The organism is Pseudomonas germanica (assembly GCF_019614655.1).
In the GTDB taxonomy this organism is placed as follows: domain Bacteria; phylum Pseudomonadota; class Gammaproteobacteria; order Pseudomonadales; family Pseudomonadaceae; genus Aquipseudomonas; species Aquipseudomonas neuropathica.
The window spans coordinates 4,018,050-4,037,814 of the sequence record NZ_CP071586.1; the positions used below are offsets into that span (position 1 = coordinate 4,018,050).

Sequence of the window (19,765 nt, forward strand, 5' to 3'; positions counted from 1 at the left end):
GTGACCTCAGTGCCCCACAGCAAAGGCAATCGGTGCCGTACGCGCCAGCCCGCCACGGCACTTGAGTACGCGCAACTGTGCAGGTCTGGCGTCGATGGCAATGCGTAACGCCGCCGGTGACGGGTTGATCGCTTCGCTCAACGGCCGCCAGGCAAACGCCAAGGTCTGACCGGTTTCCGCCGCCACCTGCAAACGGCGCAACGCGCGATCATCAGCCTTGTGCGGCCAGCACAGCACCGCGCCGCAACTGCCCGAACGTAAACATTGTTCCGCCGCCCACAAGGCATCGCGCTCGGTGGCCTGGATCACCGACAACTGGCGCAGATCGACCCCGGCGCTTGCCCACGCCTGCGGGTACGGCACGAACGGCGGCGCCACCAGCACGATGCGCTCGCCCGCCGCCGACAACCGCGCCAGCGTCGGCCAGACTAGCTGCAGTTCGCCGACACCGGGACCGGCCAGGAGGATTTCGCTCAACGCCGCTTCCGGCCAGCCACCGCTGGGCAGTGCCGCGTCCAGCGCGGCGTGGCCGGTCGGCTGCGGGCTGGCGGCCGGTGGCGCAGGGCGGCCTTTCCAGACCTGGCCGCCATTGAACAGCGTATCCAACGCAACGACGGCGCCCATCAGCCTTGCCTCACCAGACCGCAAAACACCCCTTCGATGGCCAGATCCTGATCGTCACGCACGACAATCGGCTGATACGCCGGGTTGCGCGGCAACAGGCGCACGGCATCGCCCAGCCGTTCGAAGCGTTTGATGGTGACTTCACCGTCGAGGCGCGCTACGACGATCTGGCCGTTGAGCGCCTCGGGATTGCGCTTCACGCCGACCAGATCGCCGTCGAGAATGCCGTCCTCGATCATCGAATCGCCCTGCACCCGCAGCATGTAATCGGGCGTGCGGGAGAACAGCGCCGGGTCGAGCAGCAAGCGGCTATGGATGTCGGCATCGGCGCCAATCGGCGCACCGGCAGCGACGCGGCCGAGCACGGGGATGTCGAGCAATTCCGGGCGTGCCGGCTGCCCGAGCAGGCGAATGCCCCGGGCCTGATGCGGATTGACCTCGATAAACCCGGCTTCGGTGAGCGCAAGCACATGCTTGCGCGCCACGCTGCGCGAGGCAAAACCAAAAGCCTCGCTGATTTCAGCGAGGCTTGGGGGCTGACCGTGTTCGGCGATTCGATCGCGGATAAAAGTCAGAATGGCAGTACGGCGGGGAGTCAGGTTCGTCATGGAGTACATTTGTACTCCTGTAGGATTTTCCTGACAAGCGCCGCAGGTCGGCCCAGGCCGACGCAGGAGTTGCCGAAGGTTCGGCAGCGCCTGCATTGATCTTCAATGGCCACTTGATCAGGGTGAAGTGGCCTGCCGATACTCGCGTGGCGTAAACCCGGTCGACGCCTTGAACTGGCGCGTGAACGCGCTGTGATCGGTGTAGCCGCATTGCAGCGCCACGTCCGTTATCGGCAGGTCGGTGTGCAGCAATCGATGCGCGTGTTCCAGGCGTACTTTCTGGATCATCTGCCGTGGCGTCAGGTGGAATACCCGTTTGCAGTAACGCTCCAGTTGCGCCACGGAAATGCCGGCGATGCGGGTCAGTTCACCGAGGGTCACACGGCGATTGAAATTCCCGCGAATATGCTCATCGACAGCCGCCAGCCGCTCGAATGCCGGGTGGGTTTCACTGGCCGATTGCAGGTCCACCGAAATCCCCGCCAGACCGATAATCACCCCGTCACGGTTATACAGCGGCTGCTTGTGCGTCAGGCACCACCCCGGTTCGCGGCTGCCGTACAGATGCAGTTCGAGCTGATCCTCCAGCACAAAACCCTCCTCCAGCACCTTGCGATCCTGCTCGGTGTAGCCCGGCCCGAGTTGCGCCGGAAACACCTGCGCGCTGGTCTTGCCCAGTAACGGACGCAAATCCTTCAAGCCACAGCGCTGCGCCAGCGTGCGGTTGGCAAGCACGTAACGGGCCTGCACATCCTTGATGAAAATCGCCGCATTGGGGATCACATCAAGCATCGGCAACAACAGCGCCGCGCCGGCCAAGAGTTCCTCCAGTGTCTGCGGACGCTGGCCATTCATGCCTTGAGCCAGGATCGAAAACGCCTGCTGCATCAAAGATTCCCCTCGTAACGTGGACAGACCAAATGCCCGCCATGCGCCGTTCGCCCGCAGATTGCAGCATCGTTCGCGGCGTGTCGAGGGCCATGTTTTATCGGCGTCATTGTGCTGATTTCGTCATCGAAGCCAGCAAAAAACATCAATCGCCGCGAGGTCGATGAGTTCAAAGTCTGGCCGTCCCAGTGACACAACTGCCTATCCAATAACTCACAAGAAGGCGATGCCATGTCAGGCCAAGGCAAGTTCAAAAAACAGCTTTCACTGATCGACCTCACATTTATCGGGCTGGGGGCGATCTTCGGTTCCGGCTGGTTGTTCGCGGCCAGTCATGTGTCCGCCATTGCCGGCCCGGCGGGGATTTTTTCCTGGCTGCTGGGCGGCTTCGCCGTGTTGTTGCTGGGCATCGTTTACTGCGAACTGGGCGCCGCATTACCGCGCGCCGGCGGCGTGGTGCGTTATCCGGTTTACTCCCATGGGCCGCTGCTCGGCTACTTAATGGGTTTCATCACCCTGATTGCGTTTTCCAGTCTGGTCGCCATCGAAGTGGTCGCTTCGCGCCAATACGCAGCGGCGTGGTTTCCCGGCCTGTCCAAAGCTGGCACCGGCGATCCGACGATTCTCGGCTGGCTGGTGCAGTTCGGGCTGTTGTGCGTGTTCTTCCTGCTCAACTACCGCAGCGTGAAGACCTTCGCCAAGGCCAATAATCTGGTCAGCGTGTTCAAGTTCATCGTGCCGCTGCTGGTGATCGGGGTGCTGTTCACCTTCTTCAAACCGGCCAACTTCGAGGTGCAAGGCTTTGCCCCGTTTGGCCTGTCCGGCGTCGAGATGGCCGTGTCGGCGGGTGGCATCATTTTCGCGTATCTGGGCCTGACGCCGATCATCTCGGTGGCCAGTGAAGTGAAGAATCCGCAGCGCACCATTCCCATTGCGTTGATCCTCTCGGTGCTGCTGTCGACACTGATTTACGTGCTGCTGCAAATGGCCTTTCTCGGCAGCATCCCGACGGAAATGCTCGCCAACGGCTGGGCCGGAATCAGCAAGGAATTTGCCCTGCCGTATCGCGACATCGCGCTGGCGCTGGGCGTGGGCTGGCTGGCGTATCTGGTGGTCGCCGATGCGGTGATCTCGCCGAGCGGCTGCGGCAACATCTACATGAACGCGACCCCGCGAGTGATCTATGGCTGGGCGCAGACCGGGACCTTCTTCAAGGTCTTCACCCACATCGATGAAAAGTCCGGCATCCCGCGCCCGGCGCTGTGGCTGACCTTCGCCCTGTCGGTGTTCTGGACGTTGCCGTTCCCGTCGTGGGAGGCGCTGATCAACGTGGTCTCCGCTGCGCTGGTGTTGAGCTACGCCGTGGCGCCGGTGTCGGTGGCTGCGCTGCGCCGCAATGCGCCGGACATGCCACGGCCGTTCCGGGTCAAGTGCATGGGCGTGCTCGGGCCGGTGTCGTTCATCATCGCCGCGCTGATCGTCTACTGGTCGGGCTGGAGCACCGTGTCGTGGCTGCTCGGCCTGCAGATCCTGATGTTCGTGGTCTACCTGCTCTGCGGTCGATTTGTGCCAACCGCTCACCTGAATCTGGCCAGCCAAGTGCGTTCCTCGGCGTGGCTGATCGCCTTCTACGCGGTGACCATCGTGCTGTCGAAACTCGGCACCTTCGGTGGCCTCGGCATCCTTGCCCATCCATTCGACACCCTTGTCGTCGCGGCGTGTGCCACCGGCATTTACTACTGGGGCGCGGCGACCGGTGTACCGGCGCATCTGCTGCGCCTGGAAGAGGACGACGAGGACAGCGAAATCGCTTCCCCCGCCTCGACCGTCTCTGCGCGCCCTGCCGGCGCCTACTGAAATCATCCAACGGGACATGTTCATGAAACGAGTACACGTGATTGATTCCCACACCGGCGGTGAACCGACGCGCCTGGTGATGAAAGGCTTCCCCGAGCTGCCCGGCAACAGCATGGTCGAGAAGCGCGATGCGCTGCGCACTCAACATGATCAATGGCGCCGCGCCTGCCTGCTGGAACCGCGCGGCAATGATGTGCTGGTCGGCGCGTTGTATTGCGAACCGGTCTCGGCGGACGCCACTTGCGGGGTGATCTTCTTCAACAACGCCGGCTACCTCGGCATGTGCGGCCACGGCACCATCGGCCTGATCAACTCGCTGCAGTACCTGGGGCAAATCGAACCGGGCGAGCACAAAATCGACACCCCGGTCGGCCCGGTCAGCGCCACGTTGCATGACGACGGAACCGTCACCCTGGGCAACGTCCCCGCTTATCGCCATCGCAAACAAGTGTCGGTGGATGTGCCGGGGTTCGGCCGCGTATTGGGCGACATCGCCTATGGCGGCAACTGGTTCTTCCTCGTTTCCGAGCACGGCCAGACGCTGACCATGGACAACGTCGAACACCTCACGGCGTACACCTGGGCGATGCTCAAGGCCCTCGAAGACCAAGGCATTTACGGCGAGGACGGCGCGGTGATCGATCACATCGAACTGTTCGCCGATGACGATCAGGCCGACAGCCGCAACTTCGTCATGTGCCCCGGCAAAGCCTACGACCGCTCCCCGTGCGGCACCGGCACCAGCGCCAAACTCGCCTGTCTGGCCGCCGACGACAAGCTGCAACCCGGCGCAACCTGGGTGCAGGCAAGCATCACCGGCAGCCAGTTCGAAGGTCGCTTCGAATGGCAAGGCGAACGTATCCGCCCGTACATCACCGGCCGCGCCTACATGACCGCCGACAGCACCTTGCTGATCGACGAAGCAGACCCGTTCGCGTGGGGCATCTGAACCGCCACGCTGACTTTTCACCTCAATTTGAATGATGTGCCAAGGAGTTAAAACAATGAGCGACAACATCTTCACCGGTTGCATGCCGGCCCTGATGACACCGTGCACCGCCCAGCGCAAACCGGACTTCGACGCGCTGGTGGCCAAGGGTCGCGAGCTGATCGACATCGGCATGAGCGCCGTGGTTTATTGCGGTTCGATGGGCGACTGGCCGCTGCTGACCGAGGCCGAGCGTCAGGAAGGCGTGGCGCGTCTGGTCGCGGCGGGTATTCCGACGATCGTGGGCACTGGCGCGGTGAACTCACGCGAAGCGGTTTCCCACGCGGCCCATGCGGCGAAAGTCGGCGCGCAGGGTTTGATGGTGATTCCCCGCGTGCTGTCTCGCGGCGCTTCGGTCACCGCGCAAAAGGCCCATTTCGCCGCGATTCTGCAAGCGGCGCCAAATTTGCCGGCGGTGATCTACAACAGCCCTTACTACGGCTTTGCCACCCGCGCGGATCTGTTCTTCGAACTGCGCCGCGAGTACCCGAACCTGATCGGCTTCAAGGAATTCGGCGGTGGCGCCGACCTGCGTTACGCCGCCGAAAACATCACCTCCAAGGACGATGACGTGACCCTGATGGTCGGTGTCGACACGCAAGTGGTGCACGGTTTCGTCAACTGCAACGCCACCGGCGCCATCACCGGCATCGGCAACGCCCTGCCCCGCGAGGTGCTGCAACTGGTCGCCCTGAGCAAGCAAGCGGCCAAAGGTGACGCCAAGGCCCGGCGTCAGGCGCGGGAACTGGAATCGGCGCTGGCGGTGCTGTCGTCGTTCGATGAAGGCTGCGACCTGGTGCTGTATTACAAACACCTGATGGTGCTCAACGGCGACAAGGAATACACCCTGCACTTCAACGAAACCGATGCGTTGAGCGACTCGCAGCGGCGGTATGCCGAGAAGCAGTATTCGCTGTTCCGTCACTGGTACGAGAACTGGTCGGCGGAACAGAACTTCGCCTGATCACGTCCCCCTCACCTGCCGCGAAGCCTTGTGATTCGCGGCAGGCCTCCCTCTTTTTATCAGGAAGACACCATGACTTTGACGGGCCACATGCTGATCGGGCAACACATGATTGCCGGCAATCGCAGCGCCATTCGCGGGATCAATCCGGCTACGAATGAAACGCTGGAACCGGCGTACGCCGGTGGAGCGGCCGAGCATGTCGAACAGGCCTGCGCGCTGGCCTGGGCAGCGTTCGATGTTTATCGCGAGACAACCCTGAATGTCCGCGCTGAATTCCTGCAATGCATTGCCGAAGAAATCGAAGGCCTCGGAGATGAACTGATCGACCGTGCCCACGCCGAAACCGGCCTGCCGCACGCGCGTCTGCTAGGTGAACGCGGGCGTACTTGCCAACAACTGAGAATGTTCGCTCGCACGGTCCGCGCCGGTGAATGGCTGGATGTGCGTGTCGATAGCGCGCAGCCGCAACGCCAGCCGTTGCCGCGCGCCGATCTGCGTCAACGGCAGATCGCGCTGGGGCCGGTCGCGGTGTTTGGCGCGAGCAATTTCCCCCTGGCGTTCTCCGTGGCCGGCGGTGACACCGCATCGGCGCTGGCCGCCGGTTGCCCAGTGATCGTCAAGGCCCACAGTGCGCATCCCGGCACCAGCGAACTGGTCGGCCGCGCAGTCGCTCGAGCGGTAAAAACCTGTGGTTTGCCGGAAGGCGTGTTCTCGTTGCTGTACGGTTCCGGCCGCGAAGTGGGCATTGCGCTGGTCACGGATCCACGGATTAAAGCAGTGGGTTTCACCGGCTCGCGTAGCGGTGGTCTGGCGCTGATGCAAGCGGCGCAAGCGCGGCCCGAGCCGATTCCGGTGTACGCGGAAATGAGTTCGATCAATCCGGTGCTGCTGTTTCCGGCGGCGCTGGGCAATCGCACGCAGGCGTTGGCTGAAGGGTTTGTGGCTTCGCTAACATTGGGCGCGGGCCAGTTTTGCACCAATCCGGGCTTGGTGATTGCCTTGAAAGGACCCGCGTTGGACAAGTTCATCGCCGCCACCGCCGAGCTGATTCAACGCAGCCCCGCGCAGACGATGCTGACACCCGGCATCTTCAGTGCTTACGAGTCTGCCGTGAATGCGCTGGCCGAAAATGCCAGTGCGAACATCACAGGTGTTGGTTTGAGCGGCAACGGCCCTAATCAATGCCAGGCCCATGTATTCGTGACCGAAGCCGCAGACTTTCTCGCCGATCAGCGCCTGCAAGCCGAAGCGTTCGGTGCGGCGGCGCTGATCGTGCAATGCGGCAGTGAAGCGGAAATTCGCCAGGTGACCGAACATCTGGAGGGCCAATTGACCGCGACACTGCATCTGGATGACCAAGACCTGCAACAGGCGCGTGCATTACTGCCGACGTTGGAGCGCAAGGCCGGCCGGTTGCTGGTCAACGGCTGGCCAACCGGCGTCGAGGTGTGTGACGCGATGGTGCATGGCGGGCCTTTCCCGGCCACCTCCAACGCCCGCACGACTTCGGTCGGTACCGCGGCGATCCTGCGTTTCCTGCGCCCGGTCTGCTATCAGGACTTCCCGGACAGCTTGCTGCCTACTGCACTGAAACAGGCCAATCCGCTGCAATTGCGCCGTCTGCTCGATTGCCAAAGGGAAGCCCAGCACCATGGCGAATAACGGCTCCCACGACATCGCCGTGGTCGGCGCCGGCATCATCGGCGTCGCCTGCGCACTGCGTCTGGCTCGCCAAGGGTTGCGCGTGGTCGTGATCGATCAGCAGCAACCCGGCCACGGCGCCTCGTTCGGCAACGCCGGGCATCTGGCGACCGAGCAGGTGTTTCCAATTGCCGACGTGTCCATCCTCAAACGCCTGCCGGCCATGCTGATGGACCCGATGGGGCCGTTGCGTCTGGACTGGAAATACCTGCCGCGCGCCCTGCCATGGTTCACCCGCCTGCTGCTGAATCTGCGCCCGACGCCTTTTCAGAACACCGTGGCGGGTTTGCGCGCGCTCAATGAAAACAGCCTGGACGCCTGGCAGCGCTTGCTCGCCGACATCCAGAGGCCGGACTTGCTGAAGATCGATGGTTCGCTGCTGGTGTTCGAATGCCCCGAATCGCGTCAGGCCATCCAGGCATTACAGGCTCGCCTGCATCAGCAGCAGGTACCGGTCGATTACTGGCAGGCCGGCGCCATCCGCGAAACCGCGCCGCAACTCAGTGAACAGATCCAGGGCGGTTTGTTCTTTCCACGCACCGGGCACTTTATCGATCCCTTCCGCGTGGTGTGCGAACTGGTCGAAGCGGCCAAGGCCAGCGGCGTGAGTTTTGTCCAGCAACAGGTTCAGGGCGGCTACGTGCAGGAGCACGGGGTTACGCTGACCACTGGCAATGGCGGCCTGACTGCAAGCCGCGTCCTGATCGCCTGCGGCGCACATTCAGCAAAACTCACCGCCGCCCTCACCGGCAAAAAAGTCCCACTGGACACCGAGCGCGGCTATCACCTGATGCTGCCGCAGGAACATGACCGACTGCCCTTCCCCGTGACCTCGCTGGAGCGCAAATTCATCATGACGCCGATGTCCGAAGGGTTGCGCCTGGCCGGCACGGTTGAATTCGCCGGACTGGAGAAACCACCCAGCATGGAGCGTGCGTGGCAATTGCACCGGTTGAGTCAGGGTTTGTTTCGTCAGGATCTGAATGCTGAAGCAGCGACGCCGTGGATGGGTTTTCGACCGTCATTGCCCGATTCATTACCGGTGATCGATCAGGTGTGTGGGGGCAAGGTGTTGCTTGCTTTTGGGCATCAGCATCTGGGGCTGACGCAGGCGGCGGTGACGGCGGAGATGGTGGTGCGAATGGCGGGCCTGTCCGCCTTTCCGGCAACGGCATTGCCGAGTGGCGAGCCCTATAGGTTGGCGCGTTTCTGACGGCACTGATCTGCAAGTTCGACGGTGAGCGAGCGTAGCTGCGTTGCCGCCGTTTTTTTTCAACATCAAGAGCGCCCGATAGGAATAGGCAATGCTCGAAGATAAACCGGCATAGGTACCCCCGTTTGCTGATCGCTACCATGGACTCAGACCTGACCCAATGGGAGCTCGACATGACTCACGCTAAAACCCTGTTCATCACCGGCGTCAGCAGCGGTTTCGGCCATGCGCTGGCCAAAGAAGCTATTGCCAACGGCCACCGTGTCATCGGCACTGTGCGCAATGAAACCGACCTGAAAAACTTCCAGGCACTGTCCCCGGACAACGCTTACGGGGTGGTGCTGGACGTCACTGATTTCGAGCGTATCGACAGCGTCGTTGCGCAAGTCGAAGCCACTCACGGTCCCGTCGACGTTTTGGTCAACAACGCCGGATATGGCCACGAAGGCATTTGCGAAGAATCACCGCTGCAAGACATGCATCGTCAATTCGACGTCAACGTGTTCGGCGCGGTGGCGGTGATCAAAGCGTTTCTGCCCTTCTTTCGCCAGCGTCGTGCGGGGCACATCCTCAATATCACCTCCATGGGTGGCACCATTACCATGCCGGGCATCGCTTACTACTGCGGTAGCAAATTTGCGCTCGAAGGGATCTCCGATACCCTGAGCAAGGAGCTGCAGCCGTTCAACATCTTCGTCACTGCCGTCGCACCGGGTTCGTTCCGCACGGATTGGGCGGGCCGTTCGATGCAACGCACCGCGCGCAGCATTGCCGACTATGACGCCAGTTTCGATCCGATCCGCAAAGCCCGCGAAGAGAAAAGCGGCAAGCAACTCGGCGACCCGCAAAAGGCTGCCCAAGCGATGCTGCAGATCATCGCCAGCCCGACACCACCGGCCCACTTGCTATTGGGCAGTGACGCCTTGCGTCTGGTCCGTGACAAACTGAAAAATGCAGCCAGCGAGATTGACCAATGGGAAGCGCTGAGCCGGTCCACCGATCATTGAGAGAGGATGTGATGACGCAGGTCGATGCAGGCACCGCGCGCATGGTGCAGCTCATGAAAGCCCTCGCACCGATCGAAGGCTACAATCTCAGCGCCCTCGAAGGCGTGCGCTTCCTGCGTTCGAATCGCCCCCTGACGCGCACCCCGGTGCTGTATGACCCCGGCATCGTGATTCTCTGCCAGGGCCGCAAACGCGGCTATCTGGGAGAGGATACCTACGTCTATGACGCCCAGCACTATCTGGTGGTCTCGGTGCCGATCCCCTTCACCATGGAGGCCGATGCCACTGAGGCCGAGCCGATGCTCGCGATCTACATGCACCTCGATTTCCAGTTGGCCAGCGAGTTGATGCTGCAAGTGGATGACGTGCATGGCCCAAGCGATGCCCCGCCCAAAGGTATGTATGCCTCGCCGATGGACGCTTCACTGCGGGCAACCACCCTGCGTTTTCTGGAAGCGATGAGCGTTGCCGGCGAAGCGCAAATCCTCGGGCCGTCCCTGTTGCGGGAAATCTATTACCGCATCCTGACCGGTGAGCAAGGTGGCTCCATGCGCGCCGCGCTCAACCGACAGGGACATTTCGGCAAAGTGACCCGTGCGATCCGCAAGATCCATAGTTGTTATCAGCAGCGACTCGACGTCGAGCAACTGGCCCATGAAGCGAGCATGAGCGTGCCGAACTTCCACCTGCACTTTCGCAGCGTGACCGACACCTCACCCATGCAGTATTTGAAGTCGACGCGTTTGCATCAGGCGCGCCTGTTGATGTTGCGCCAGGCCATGAGTGCCTCGGCAGCCGCCTTCAACGTTGGCTATGAAAGTGCTTCGCAATTCAGTCGTGAGTTCAAACGCTTCTTCGGCAGGACGCCACAGGCAGAGATTGAATGGATGAAGGCAACGTATGCACTGCCATTGCCGACCACAGCGTCGGAGTATGTTTCGTCGCATTGACGGTCACGCCACAAACGAAAAGCCTGCTTTTCAGGGCAGGCTTTTTTCGTTGTGTGTAGCGGTGAGCGCTGAACGTGCACTAGTCGTAAAACGCCTCAACCAACACCCGACTGCCGACAAAAAAACTGTCCGCCACCAAGCGCAACGGCTGCACATCCAGGTCACTGGCCTTGTCGCCAATCAACTGCTGAAAATGCCGATACACCGCTGCGTACTCACCCTCCTCCGACACTGCTTGGCGCACACCGTCGATGCTCAACAGCGCGCCGCCGTTATCCAGGCGCAACACGCCTTCAGCGCAACGCACCTCGATGCTCCACAGCTCATCGTGCCCATGGTCAAAATCAAATTCCGCGCGCACATCGAGGCGGCGCGGGTCGGACATTTTGATCGACGCGGCAATTGGCGACTGGCAGTTGCTCGGTACGCGCAGTTCAGCCGATTCGACAAACAACGGCAGCGCCAGCAAATGAGTGACGATCGACAAGGCATTGATGCCCGGATCGAATACGCCGAGGCCGCCGGGTTGCCAGATCCAGGCCTGACCAGGGTGCCATTTGCGCACGTCTTCTTTCCAGTCGATCTGCACGCTTTGCAGGGTACGCGAGGCGAGCCAGTCGCGGGCAGCTTCGATGCCGGGCGCGTAGCGTGAGTGCCAGGCAAACAAGGCGCTGACGCCCTGCCCGGCAGCCTGATCGACCAGCGCCAGCGCCTCGCCCAAGGTGGCGCACGGCGGTTTTTCCACCAGCACGTGTTTGCCGGCGGCCAGTGCTTGCTGCACCAGCGCAAAACGACCTTGCGGCGGCGTGCAGAAGGCAATCGCATCCACCGGCGGACCGTTTTCCAGCAACTCGCTCAAGGACTGGAAGTTCTCCACGCCCGCGCAGGGTTTGCCTTGAGTGGCGACGGAGACCAAGTGGAAAGCGGGATTGGCGTTGATCGCCGGGACGTGTTGATCCTGGGCGATCTTGCCGTAGCCCACCAGACCGAGACGGATTGGTTGCATCAATGACTCCTGTTTTGATTTTGTTGTCGTCAGTGAACCGGGAGATTACCTGCAAACGCCACAAGCGTCTGTCCGCGCAATGTCACAACGACGCACAGGATCAGGCAAGGATTGCACAGGAATGCACTACTGCCCGCAGCGCTGAACAAGCAACAATGCCTTACGACAAACCGATTGAGGATGTTCCCATGCTTGTTCAAGCCTATGGTGCCCACGCTGGCGACAAACCCCTTGAGCCGATGCAGATCAACCGCCGCGCGCCGGCCGCCCATGATGTGCAGATCGACATCGCGTTCTGTGGCATCTGCCATTCCGACCTGCACCAGGTACGGGCGGAATGGGCCGGTACGCAGTTCCCGTGCGTACCGGGGCACGAAATTGTCGGTCGTGTTTCGGCTGTCGGCGCGCACGTCGCGGATTTCAAGGTCGGTGATCTGGTCGGCGTCGGTTGCATCGTCGACAGCTGCAAACATTGCGATGACTGCGAAAGCGGGCTGGAAAACTACTGCGACGGCATGATCGGCACCTACAACTTCCCGACCCCGGATGCACCGGGCTGGACGCTGGGCGGCTACTCGCAAAACATCGTCGTGCATGAACGCTACGTGCTGCGCATCCGTCATCCCGAAGCGCAACTGGCCGCCGTCGCACCGCTGCTGTGTGCCGGCATCACCACCTACTCGCCGTTGCGCCACTGGAACGCTGGCCCGGGCAAAAAAGTCGGTGTGGTCGGCATCGGCGGCCTCGGCCACATGGGCATCAAACTGGCCCACGCCCTGGGCGCCCACGTTGTGGCGTTCACCACCTCCGAATCCAAACGCGAAGCGGCCAAAGCGCTGGGTGCCGATGAAGTGGTGGTGTCGCGCAATGCCGAAGAAATGGCCGCCCACGCCAAGAGTTTCGACTTGATCCTCAACACAGTCGCCGCGCCGCACGATCTCGATGCATTCCTCGTGCTGCTCAAGCGAGATGGTGCGTTGACGCTGGTGGGTGCGCCGGCCACCTCGCACCCTTCGCCGAACGTGTTCAATCTGATCATGAAGCGCCGCACGATTGCCGGTTCGATGATCGGCGGCATCCCGGAAACCCAGGAGATGCTGGATTTCTGCGCCGAGCACGGCATCGTTTCCGACATCGAACTGATCCGCGCCGACCAGATCAACGACGCCTACGAGCGCATGCTCAAGGGTGACGTGAAGTATCGTTTCGTGATCGATAACGCAACGTTGGCCGGCTAAACCTCAGCGCCCATTGGCCATTAAGCGCGGCCAATGGGCCATTGAATTCCGTCGCCGGGATTTGACAGGCCCGGCGTTGCTCGCCAGAGTCGCACCCCTTTGCCTGCCATCAAGGGGTTGCCGTTGAACGAACAGACATTGTCCATGCGCCTCGAGCGGGTGGCTGCCCACGTACCTGCCGGTGCGCGACTGGCGGATATCGGCTCGGATCACGGCTATCTGCCGGTGGCGCTGATGCGTCGTGGTTTGATCACTGCGGCGGTGGCTGGCGAGGTTGCGGCGACGCCGTTCCACGCGGCTGAACGCACCGTGCGCGAGAATGATCTGCAGCAGCGCATCAGCGTGCGCCGGGCGGATGGTCTGGCGGCGATCAAACCCGACGACGGCATCACCGCCGTCAGCATCTGCGGCATGGGCGGTGAAACCATCCGTGACATCCTCGACAACGGCAAGGCCCACCTCAGCGGCGAGGAACGTCTGATCCTGCAACCCAACGGCGGCGAGCAACCGTTGCGCCAATGGCTGATGGAAAACGGCTACCGCATCCTCAGCGAAGAGCTGCTGCGGGAGAACCGCTTCGACTACGAAATCATCGTGGCCGAACGCGCTGAACCAGTGACCTACACCGGTCAAGAACTGTACTTCGGCCCGCTACAGATGCAGGCACGCAGTCCGGAGTTTCTGGCCAAGTGGCAACGCATACTGAACGAAAAGCAAAAGACCCTCGGTCAGTTCGCCCGGGCGCAGCAGGCTTTGCCCGAGGCGAAGGTACGAGAGATCACGCGACAGGCTGAATGGATCGCGCAGTTGCTGGCTTGAGAAGCCGTGGCCGGCAGGTGCGCATGCGCCAATTCCGCGGGCAGGCTCGCTTCCAGATTCTGGTATTGACCTCACGTCAACACTTCGCCCTTTCGTCCCTGGGCTTTGCTTTTGTCACCGTCACACTTGAACGGGAGTCCAAGTGTGACGGTGACGTGATGCTGCCCTCCCTTGAATTACAGTTGAGGGATAACGTTGTAAATCTCTGGCGGAGAGAGTTCTGAGTTCGCTTGAAAACCCTGACGTCATTGCCTTCCTCCGCAGCCGCTACCGCCCACTGCATTCAAATTACATTTCTTCACTAAGGTCAAACGCCACGCCGCTGGCTCTCCGTCAGCGGCATTACAGCACTCAGCTGACGACCGCACCCTTCGGGCCACTGGCAATCAGCGCAGCGCCACAGGCGGTTTTCATGCCATCGAGCGCGATGGGCGTGCCATCGACGGTGTAGGTGCTGCTGCCCTCGGCAATCGGGAATATCCCTTTGCACAACGGGCAACTGACCTTGTGACCGACACCGGCAATCGGCTTGCCATTGAGGTCAGTCCGGGAGAAGGCTTCGAGGACCTTGCCACCGTGAGTGGTGGAGTCGCCCAAGCGAATGGCGTCTTTCATGTTGTCACTCCTTTGACCAAGCCGCTGATATTCCAATTGATCCACGGGATCAATCAAACGCGAAACCGGTGGTGAACCGGCTTCAATACTCCTTACTCAGCCATCCAGACATCTTCATAGTCGGCTGTATCGATGATGAATTTTGCGCCAGTGGGCAGACAAAGATAATTCACAACCTGAGGCAACATTTCACTCAGGTGGTGAACATGGACAGGCTTGTAGAAGTCATCCGCGTCAGAGAACTCACCACAGTGAATAAACCAGCTGATATTGCCGTCTTCCGGCAATTGAACTCTTGTGCCATAAATCGGCGACTTGCCAAGCGAGTCAATAGCGATCGCGACCATCTCTTCGGGCGGTTGCACAGGCATTCCATACTTGCTACAGATTTCTGTTTGCGCCTGGTCCGGATAAACAGCGTCAGCCTTTTGCATAAATCAGATCCCCAGCTTGGTTTTCATACATTTTGAATACGATGATGCATGCCCACCCTGTTTTTTTGAGCAGACGGGGCAGTGTGACTGCACAGCCAACAACGAGGACTGATGCGTCACATCGTTAGTGCCCGTTCGATAATACTCCACCACCAAGGCATCTTTGTGATCAGCAACCATTTTAGGCGCCACGGTTCCACACACCACACAAGGTAGGCCCTGTACCGAGGCGGTTTGCGCCGTAGTAGGCCCACACGCCGAACTTCGAGCGTAAGGCTTTGTAATGCCAGGTTTTGGCATCGCTTTCCAGCTCGATCTTCGGTTTGACGAAGTCGTAATCGCGACGCGTGGTGCGGCTGGTGCGGGTGGCCAGACGCAGGCCGAAACGTTTGACCACCGGTTTGTCGGCGACCAGTCCGGAGTCCTGCTGATAGGCCACTGGCGCGAGTTTCGGGAACACTGTCTGGTCATCGCCGAAGGTCAGTTTGTGGCCGCTGGACGTGTGCTGGAAGTGGTAGTGAATGCCCTCCTCTTCACACAGGCGCTGGATGAAATCCAGGTCCGACTCGTCGTACTGCACGCAGTAAATACGCTCGGGGTAAATCGCGCTGAGCTGGAAGTGGTAATCGCTGGCGAGGATGCCGTGTTCTTCCAGCACCTGGCTGATGATCTGCTGCACGGTCATCTGCTGGAAGATGCGCTGATTGACCCGGTGCGTGAGGTACGCCAGTTGCGGGCGCAGGGAAATCTTGTAGCGGGTCAGGCGCTTGCCCGCCTCGCCCTGGGCAATGCTGTAGACCAGCCCGTGAATGCCAGTGCCAGTTGGCGACAGCTGAAGAAACGCCAGTTTGTGCAGCACGCTTTCGAGGTTGATCGAGGCCTTTTCGCTGACCAGTTCCAGCTCGAATTCGAATGGCGTGTTGAGTGCCTCACGACCGGTAAACGACAGCACTTGGAAATCGCTGTCGACGCCATCGACGGTCAGATTGAAATGAGGCTGGTTGGCCGGTGAGAACATTCCCTTGTCCCTCGCGCAGTGCTGCGACGCGCCTCAGATTGCAAGAATCTGACGCGATAAATTCTTTAAAAGTGAGTGCGCCCCGACCAGCGATGCCAGCCGGGGCGGTACAACCATCAGCCGCGATTAAACGACTGGAGCACGCCAGTCATCGGAACCCGAAGTACCGGAAACTTCGTGGGTCCAGGTGATTTTGCGGTAGGTGAACTGCACTTCTTCCAGGTGGGTGAAATGCGCGTTGCCTGGATCCTGGCAGTTGTGCATTTTGTTGTTGATGGCGACGATGATCGCGTCTTCCAGTTTGGTGGTGTAGTAGTGCTCTTGGGTGCCTTGCGCCGAAGTGCGGTACCACTGGATAACGATTTCGCTCATGCGCTCGCCGGAAGTCAGCGCAGCTTGCAGCAGAGGCGAAGCCTTGTCGTAGACCTTGGTGATGACCACTGGCTTGTGCACGCGCTGACCGGTTGGCTGACCGGACTGTGGGTCACGCGGGATGATCACGTCGTGGGTGAAAGCCTGCACCATGACCTGGTCTTCATGACCTTCCTGAAAGGTGTTGCCAACGGAATCGGCGGTGAACGCGCCGGCAGTGATCAGACCTTGTTTTTCGCCGGTAACCGACATGTACGCTGGTGTTGCCATGGGATGCTCTCCTTGCTTAAAACACACAACCGGACAGGCACCATTGCCTGTCCGGGCAGGCTTGAGCTGTCAAACTCCATGCCAGCTATCACAAAACCATTATTCTTCAGCGCCTTAAACAAACGACCCGTACGCCGACCTTTGAATAAACGAGATTAAACAAATAAAAGTGCGCAACTTTTTGCGCAGTGGTGTGCAAGAAGTTGCGCACTTGGCTGAAAGCCCCGGTTCATAAGGCCTGCACAGACTTTCCCGGATGAAAACAGGCCAGGTACTGCGCAACTTCTTGCGCACTTCACCGCACGCAGCCATTTGATACACCACATCACAAATGATGTACCTCAAGCCCCATTTATCAATTCCCGCCTGCCTCTTAAAGTCCTCTCCAACAGCCGCCCATCACTCCGACGGGCCAGCGACTGGAGATACCCCAAATGCCTTTCATCAGCGTACGTATCACCCGTGACGGCGTGACCCGGGAGCAGAAAGCCCAGGTCATCAAGGAAATCACCGAAACGATGCAGCGGGTGCTGCACAAGGATCCGAAACTCACCCACATCGTGATCGAAGAAGTCGACACCGATAACTGGGGTTATGCCGGCATCACCACCACCGAGTATCGCCAGCAGCTGTCGGACTCGCAGTCATGAGCCGGGCCGTGAAAATCGATTTCGTCTCGGATGTCGTTTGCCCTTGGTGCGCGTTGGGCGCCACCGCTCTGGAGCAAGCGATCCGCAACCTGGCAGGCGAAGTCGACGTGGAGCTGACCTACAAACCGTTCGAACTGAACCCCGACATGCCCGCCGAAGGTGAACACGCCATCGAGCACATGATGCGCAAATACGGGCGCAGCGCTGAGCAAGTGGCGGACCGTAACGCGATGATCATCGAACGCGGCGAGCAGATCGGTTTTCACTTCGACCTGGAAAAACGCAGCCATTTCCACAACACCTTCGACGCCCATCGACTGCTGTTCTGGGCCGCCACACAAGGACGTCAGCGTGAGTTGAAGCAGGCGCTGCTCAAGGCCTACTTCACTGACGGCAAGAACCCGAATGACCACGCCACGCTGGTGACACTGGCAGGCGCAGTCGGACTCGATGGCCAGCGTGCGCAAGAGCTTCTGGCCACCGCTGAGTTCAGCCAAGCAGTGCGCGAACTCGAACGGTTTTATCAGCAACGCGGCATCGATTCGGTTCCGGCCATGGTTCTTGATGACAAACAGGTCATCCCCGGTTCCCAGTCCGTCGCTTATTACGAGCAAGCGTTACGTCAGGCAGCACAGGTTGCGGCTCACGCCTGACCTTCGAAATCCGTTTATTCAAACCATCCAGATTGCATGAGGAAACATCATGAGCACGTCCAAGAAAGTTGTAGTGATTACCGGCGCCTCGCAAGGCATTGGCGCAGGCCTGGTCAAGGGATTCCGTGAGCGCGGCTATCAGGTTGTCGCGACATCCCGCTCGATCAAACCGTCCACTGACCCGGACATTCTCGCCGTCGCCGGTGACATCGCCGACCCGCAGACCGCCGAGCGCGTGATCCGTGAAGCCGTCGCACATTTCGGCCGTATCGATACGCTGGTCAACAACGCCGGGATCTTCGTCGCCAAACCCTTCACCGAATACAGCAAAGAAGACTACGCACAGGTCGTGGCGACCAACATGAGCGGCTTCTTCCATATCTCGCAACTGGCAATTGCCGAAATGGAGAAAAACGCCAGCGGCCATATCGTCAGCGTCACCACCAGCCTGGTCGACCACGCGATTGACGGCGTACCGTCGGTGCTCGCTTCGCTGACCAAGGGTGGCATCAACGCGGCGACCAAGTCTCTGGCCATCGAGTACGCCAAGCGTGGTATTCGGGTCAACGCGGTATCACCGGGCATCATCAAAACGCCGATGCACGGCGAAGAAACCCACGCCGCCCTCGGCAGCCTGCACCCGGTTGGGCATATGGGCGAGATCGATGACATCGTGCAGGCGATCCTGTACCTGGACGGCGCGAACTTCGTCACTGGCGAAATCCTCCATGTCGATGGTGGTCAAAGCGCTGGCCATTGATACCTCCCCGCAGCGCCGTCGGTGTGTACCGGCGGTGCCGCTTCATGAGATAAGCCTGAGAATGAACCGTCAGTTGATCCTCGGTGTACTCACATGAAGCGCCATTTTGATGACTTGCAATTGGGCAGTATCGAACTGTTTTGCCTCGCCGCTGAAGCCGGCAGTTTCACCGCCGCCGCGCAGCTCGCCGGTGTAACTCCGGCCGCCGTGAGCCGGTCAATTCTTCGCCTCGAAAAAAGATTGGGTTCACGCTTGTTTGCCCGCACCACGCGCAGCATTCGCTTGACCGAGGCCGGTAGAAACTTTTTTCTCCAGTGCAGCCAGGCGCTAACGCAATTGGTCGAGGCGCAACAAGAAGTCATGGGCGCACAGTCGTCACCCTCAGGGCTGTTGCGCATCAGCCTTCCCACCACTTACGGCCATCACCGCATCCTGCCGCTGCTGCCGAAATTCCGTGCGCTCTACCCTGACGTCACCGTCGACATCCACTTGGGCAACCGCAATATCGACTTTGTCGGCGAAGGCTACGATCTGGCGATCCGCGTCCGCGCCCAACCGGACTCGACCATGGTCGCGCGCCTGTTGGAGGATGCAAAACTGGTGGTGGTCGCGTCTCCCGACTATCTGAAAAAGGCTGGCACACCGCAGACGCTGGAAGACCTGGTGCAACACGAATGCATTCAGTTCGAACTGCCGAGCAGCGGACGGCGGATCTCCTGGCTGTTCGAGGAAAACGGCCACGACCGTGAAGTGTATTCCGACGGCGGCTACTCCTGTTCTGATGATGTGCTCGGTGGCGTGACCCTGGCCAAGCATGGCGCCGGGGTCTTTCAGACCTACAAATTCATTGTCGAAAAAGAACTGGCCGACGGCAGCCTCGTCGAGGTGCTCGAGCCGTACGCCGGCCGCTCGCGACCTTACACCTTGCTCTACCCGCATGGCCGCTATGTGCCGCAACGGGTCAGGGCTTTTGTCGATTTTCTGCTGCAGTTTCGTGATGAGTGGGCGCAGGCGTAACGCGGTACAAGGGTTAAATCGGTTGAAAGGCGTTCGCCATCAACCGGAAAAGGACTTGTTCGCGCTGACAGCCGGGCGCTGCTGGAAAATTTACAGGGCCGGCGCCATGC

At 60.4% G+C, this 19,765-nt stretch carries 21 protein-coding genes; 13 read left to right on the plus strand and 8 right to left on the minus strand.

From position 1 onward, the window contains the following. Positions 1–6: 6 nt before the first annotated feature. The 3 genes from imuA to J0G10_RS17720 form a co-directional block, all read right to left on the minus strand. A complete protein-coding gene (gene imuA / locus J0G10_RS17710; RefSeq protein ID WP_093430813.1) occupies positions 7–624 on the minus strand; it encodes a translesion DNA synthesis-associated protein ImuA in 618 nt (205 codons plus the stop codon). Next, on the minus strand, positions 624–1,241 hold the full coding sequence (gene lexA, locus J0G10_RS17715; RefSeq protein ID WP_093430810.1) for a transcriptional repressor LexA: 618 nt from the start codon (positions 1,239–1,241) through the stop codon (positions 624–626). Before lexA ends, imuA begins: the two co-directional genes overlap by 1 nt. A 108-nt stretch (positions 1,242–1,349) precedes the next feature. Further along, positions 1,350–2,120 (minus strand): AraC family transcriptional regulator, encoded by a 771-nt coding sequence (locus J0G10_RS17720; RefSeq protein WP_220556364.1) that lies wholly within the window; start codon positions 2,118–2,120, stop codon positions 1,350–1,352. 231 nt (positions 2,121–2,351) lie between these two features. On the opposite strand from J0G10_RS17720, the gene J0G10_RS17725 reads away from it, so the two are divergent. The 7 genes from J0G10_RS17725 (at position 2,352) to J0G10_RS17755 (ending at position 10,803) form a co-directional block, all read left to right on the plus strand. Next, complete coding sequence (locus J0G10_RS17725) at positions 2,352–3,977, plus strand: APC family permease (RefSeq protein WP_116254868.1); 1,626 nt, start codon at positions 2,352–2,354, stop codon at positions 3,975–3,977. 22 nt (positions 3,978–3,999) lie between these two features. Then, positions 4,000–4,926, plus strand: a complete 927-nt coding sequence (locus J0G10_RS17730; protein WP_095048099.1) for a 4-hydroxyproline epimerase — start codon at positions 4,000–4,002, stop codon at positions 4,924–4,926. Between the two features lie 55 nt (positions 4,927–4,981). Continuing rightward, a complete protein-coding gene (locus tag J0G10_RS17735; RefSeq protein WP_007916052.1) occupies positions 4,982–5,929 on the plus strand; it encodes a dihydrodipicolinate synthase family protein in 948 nt (315 codons plus the stop codon). Between the two features lie 72 nt (positions 5,930–6,001). Then, positions 6,002–7,594 carry an aldehyde dehydrogenase (NADP(+)) gene (locus tag J0G10_RS17740; protein ID WP_220556365.1) on the plus strand — a complete coding sequence of 531 codons (1,593 nt, stop codon included), beginning with the start codon at positions 6,002–6,004 and terminating at the stop codon, positions 7,592–7,594. Further along, positions 7,584–8,846, plus strand: coding sequence for an NAD(P)/FAD-dependent oxidoreductase (locus tag J0G10_RS17745; RefSeq protein ID WP_095047861.1), 1,263 nt, complete (start codon positions 7,584–7,586; stop codon positions 8,844–8,846). Before J0G10_RS17740 ends, J0G10_RS17745 begins: the two co-directional genes overlap by 11 nt. Positions 8,847–9,019: 173 nt before the next feature. Beyond that, positions 9,020–9,853 (plus strand): oxidoreductase, encoded by an 834-nt coding sequence (locus tag J0G10_RS17750; RefSeq protein ID WP_095126639.1) that lies wholly within the window; start codon positions 9,020–9,022, stop codon positions 9,851–9,853. Between the two features lie 11 nt (positions 9,854–9,864). After that, complete coding sequence (locus J0G10_RS17755; RefSeq protein ID WP_095126633.1) at positions 9,865–10,803, plus strand: AraC family transcriptional regulator; 939 nt, start codon at positions 9,865–9,867, stop codon at positions 10,801–10,803. A gap of 79 nt (positions 10,804–10,882) precedes the next feature. Here J0G10_RS17755 and J0G10_RS17760 read toward each other — a convergent pair whose 3' ends face one another. Continuing rightward, a complete protein-coding gene (locus J0G10_RS17760) occupies positions 10,883–11,809 on the minus strand; it encodes a Gfo/Idh/MocA family protein (RefSeq protein WP_095047864.1) in 927 nt (308 codons plus the stop codon). 188 nt (positions 11,810–11,997) lie between these two features. Here J0G10_RS17760 and J0G10_RS17765 point away from each other — a divergent pair, with 188 nt between their 5' ends. Then, positions 11,998–13,047, plus strand: a complete 1,050-nt coding sequence (locus J0G10_RS17765) for an NAD(P)-dependent alcohol dehydrogenase (RefSeq protein WP_093431666.1) — start codon at positions 11,998–12,000, stop codon at positions 13,045–13,047. Between the two features lie 123 nt (positions 13,048–13,170). Then, positions 13,171–13,866, plus strand: a complete 696-nt coding sequence (locus J0G10_RS17770) for a tRNA (adenine(22)-N(1))-methyltransferase (RefSeq protein WP_281062960.1) — start codon at positions 13,171–13,173, stop codon at positions 13,864–13,866. A gap of 351 nt (positions 13,867–14,217) precedes the next feature. On the opposite strand, the gene J0G10_RS17775 is transcribed toward J0G10_RS17770, so the two are convergent. The 4 genes from J0G10_RS17775 to J0G10_RS17790 all read right to left on the minus strand — a co-directional run bounded on the left by J0G10_RS17775 (position 14,218) and on the right by J0G10_RS17790 (position 16,575). Next, positions 14,218–14,481, minus strand: a complete 264-nt coding sequence (locus J0G10_RS17775; RefSeq protein ID WP_011333757.1) for a PAAR domain-containing protein — start codon at positions 14,479–14,481, stop codon at positions 14,218–14,220. A 92-nt stretch (positions 14,482–14,573) separates the two neighbouring features. Next, positions 14,574–14,915, minus strand: a complete 342-nt coding sequence (locus J0G10_RS17780; protein WP_095047867.1) for an immunity protein Imm33 domain-containing protein — start codon at positions 14,913–14,915, stop codon at positions 14,574–14,576. A 181-nt stretch (positions 14,916–15,096) separates the two neighbouring features. Further along, positions 15,097–15,933, minus strand: a complete 837-nt coding sequence (gene tssI, locus J0G10_RS17785; RefSeq protein ID WP_281062436.1) for a type VI secretion system tip protein TssI/VgrG — start codon at positions 15,931–15,933, stop codon at positions 15,097–15,099. 126 nt (positions 15,934–16,059) lie between these two features. Further along, entirely contained in the window at positions 16,060–16,575 is a 516-nt protein-coding gene (locus tag J0G10_RS17790; protein WP_008084998.1) for an Hcp family type VI secretion system effector, read from the minus strand. A 434-nt stretch (positions 16,576–17,009) separates the two neighbouring features. On the opposite strand from J0G10_RS17790, the gene J0G10_RS17795 reads away from it, so the two are divergent. The 4 genes from J0G10_RS17795 (at position 17,010) to J0G10_RS17810 (ending at position 19,655) form a co-directional block, all read left to right on the plus strand. After that, a complete protein-coding gene (locus J0G10_RS17795) occupies positions 17,010–17,225 on the plus strand; it encodes a tautomerase family protein (protein ID WP_095126632.1) in 216 nt (71 codons plus the stop codon). Next, the gene (locus tag J0G10_RS17800; RefSeq protein ID WP_095047869.1) at positions 17,222–17,878 is read left to right on the plus strand and encodes a DsbA family oxidoreductase; all 657 of its coding nucleotides are present in this window, start codon (positions 17,222–17,224) and stop codon (positions 17,876–17,878) included. The genes J0G10_RS17795 and J0G10_RS17800 overlap by 4 nt, the downstream gene beginning before the upstream one ends. 49 nt (positions 17,879–17,927) lie before the next feature. Continuing rightward, positions 17,928–18,638 carry an SDR family NAD(P)-dependent oxidoreductase gene (locus tag J0G10_RS17805; protein WP_095047870.1) on the plus strand — a complete coding sequence of 237 codons (711 nt, stop codon included), beginning with the start codon at positions 17,928–17,930 and terminating at the stop codon, positions 18,636–18,638. Positions 18,639–18,731: 93 nt separating this feature from the next. Beyond that, positions 18,732–19,655: a LysR family transcriptional regulator gene (locus J0G10_RS17810; protein WP_220556366.1), complete on the plus strand. Its 924-nt coding sequence runs from the start codon at positions 18,732–18,734 to the stop codon at positions 19,653–19,655. Positions 19,656–19,765 lie beyond the last annotated feature (110 nt).

Excerpts from the sequence above, each read along its gene's own strand:
- imuA (WP_093430813.1), bottom strand. The coding sequence starts at position 624 with ATGGGCGCCGTCGTTGCGTTGGATACGCTGTTCAATGGCGGCCAGGTC.
- lexA (WP_093430810.1), bottom strand. The coding sequence starts at position 1,241 with ATGTACTCCATGACGAACCTGACTCCCCGCCGTACTGCCATTCTGACT.
- J0G10_RS17720 (WP_220556364.1), bottom strand. The coding sequence starts at position 2,120 with ATGCAGCAGGCGTTTTCGATCCTGGCTCAAGGCATGAATGGCCAGCGT.
- J0G10_RS17725 (WP_116254868.1), top strand. The coding sequence starts at position 2,352 with ATGTCAGGCCAAGGCAAGTTCAAAAAACAGCTTTCACTGATCGACCTC.
- J0G10_RS17730 (WP_095048099.1), top strand. The coding sequence starts at position 4,000 with ATGAAACGAGTACACGTGATTGATTCCCACACCGGCGGTGAACCGACG.
- J0G10_RS17735 (WP_007916052.1), top strand. The coding sequence starts at position 4,982 with ATGAGCGACAACATCTTCACCGGTTGCATGCCGGCCCTGATGACACCG.
- J0G10_RS17740 (WP_220556365.1), top strand. The coding sequence starts at position 6,002 with ATGACTTTGACGGGCCACATGCTGATCGGGCAACACATGATTGCCGGC.
- J0G10_RS17745 (WP_095047861.1), top strand. The coding sequence starts at position 7,584 with ATGGCGAATAACGGCTCCCACGACATCGCCGTGGTCGGCGCCGGCATC.
- J0G10_RS17750 (WP_095126639.1), top strand. The coding sequence starts at position 9,020 with ATGACTCACGCTAAAACCCTGTTCATCACCGGCGTCAGCAGCGGTTTC.
- J0G10_RS17755 (WP_095126633.1), top strand. The coding sequence starts at position 9,865 with ATGACGCAGGTCGATGCAGGCACCGCGCGCATGGTGCAGCTCATGAAA.
- J0G10_RS17760 (WP_095047864.1), bottom strand. The coding sequence starts at position 11,809 with ATGCAACCAATCCGTCTCGGTCTGGTGGGCTACGGCAAGATCGCCCAG.
- J0G10_RS17765 (WP_093431666.1), top strand. The coding sequence starts at position 11,998 with ATGCTTGTTCAAGCCTATGGTGCCCACGCTGGCGACAAACCCCTTGAG.
- J0G10_RS17775 (WP_011333757.1), bottom strand. The coding sequence starts at position 14,481 with ATGAAAGACGCCATTCGCTTGGGCGACTCCACCACTCACGGTGGCAAG.
- J0G10_RS17780 (WP_095047867.1), bottom strand. The coding sequence starts at position 14,915 with ATGCAAAAGGCTGACGCTGTTTATCCGGACCAGGCGCAAACAGAAATC.
- tssI (WP_281062436.1), bottom strand. The coding sequence starts at position 15,933 with ATGTTCTCACCGGCCAACCAGCCTCATTTCAATCTGACCGTCGATGGC.
- J0G10_RS17790 (WP_008084998.1), bottom strand. The coding sequence starts at position 16,575 with ATGGCAACACCAGCGTACATGTCGGTTACCGGCGAAAAACAAGGTCTG.
- J0G10_RS17795 (WP_095126632.1), top strand. The coding sequence starts at position 17,010 with ATGCCTTTCATCAGCGTACGTATCACCCGTGACGGCGTGACCCGGGAG.
- J0G10_RS17800 (WP_095047869.1), top strand. The coding sequence starts at position 17,222 with ATGAGCCGGGCCGTGAAAATCGATTTCGTCTCGGATGTCGTTTGCCCT.
- J0G10_RS17805 (WP_095047870.1), top strand. The coding sequence starts at position 17,928 with ATGAGCACGTCCAAGAAAGTTGTAGTGATTACCGGCGCCTCGCAAGGC.
- J0G10_RS17810 (WP_220556366.1), top strand. The coding sequence starts at position 18,732 with ATGAAGCGCCATTTTGATGACTTGCAATTGGGCAGTATCGAACTGTTT.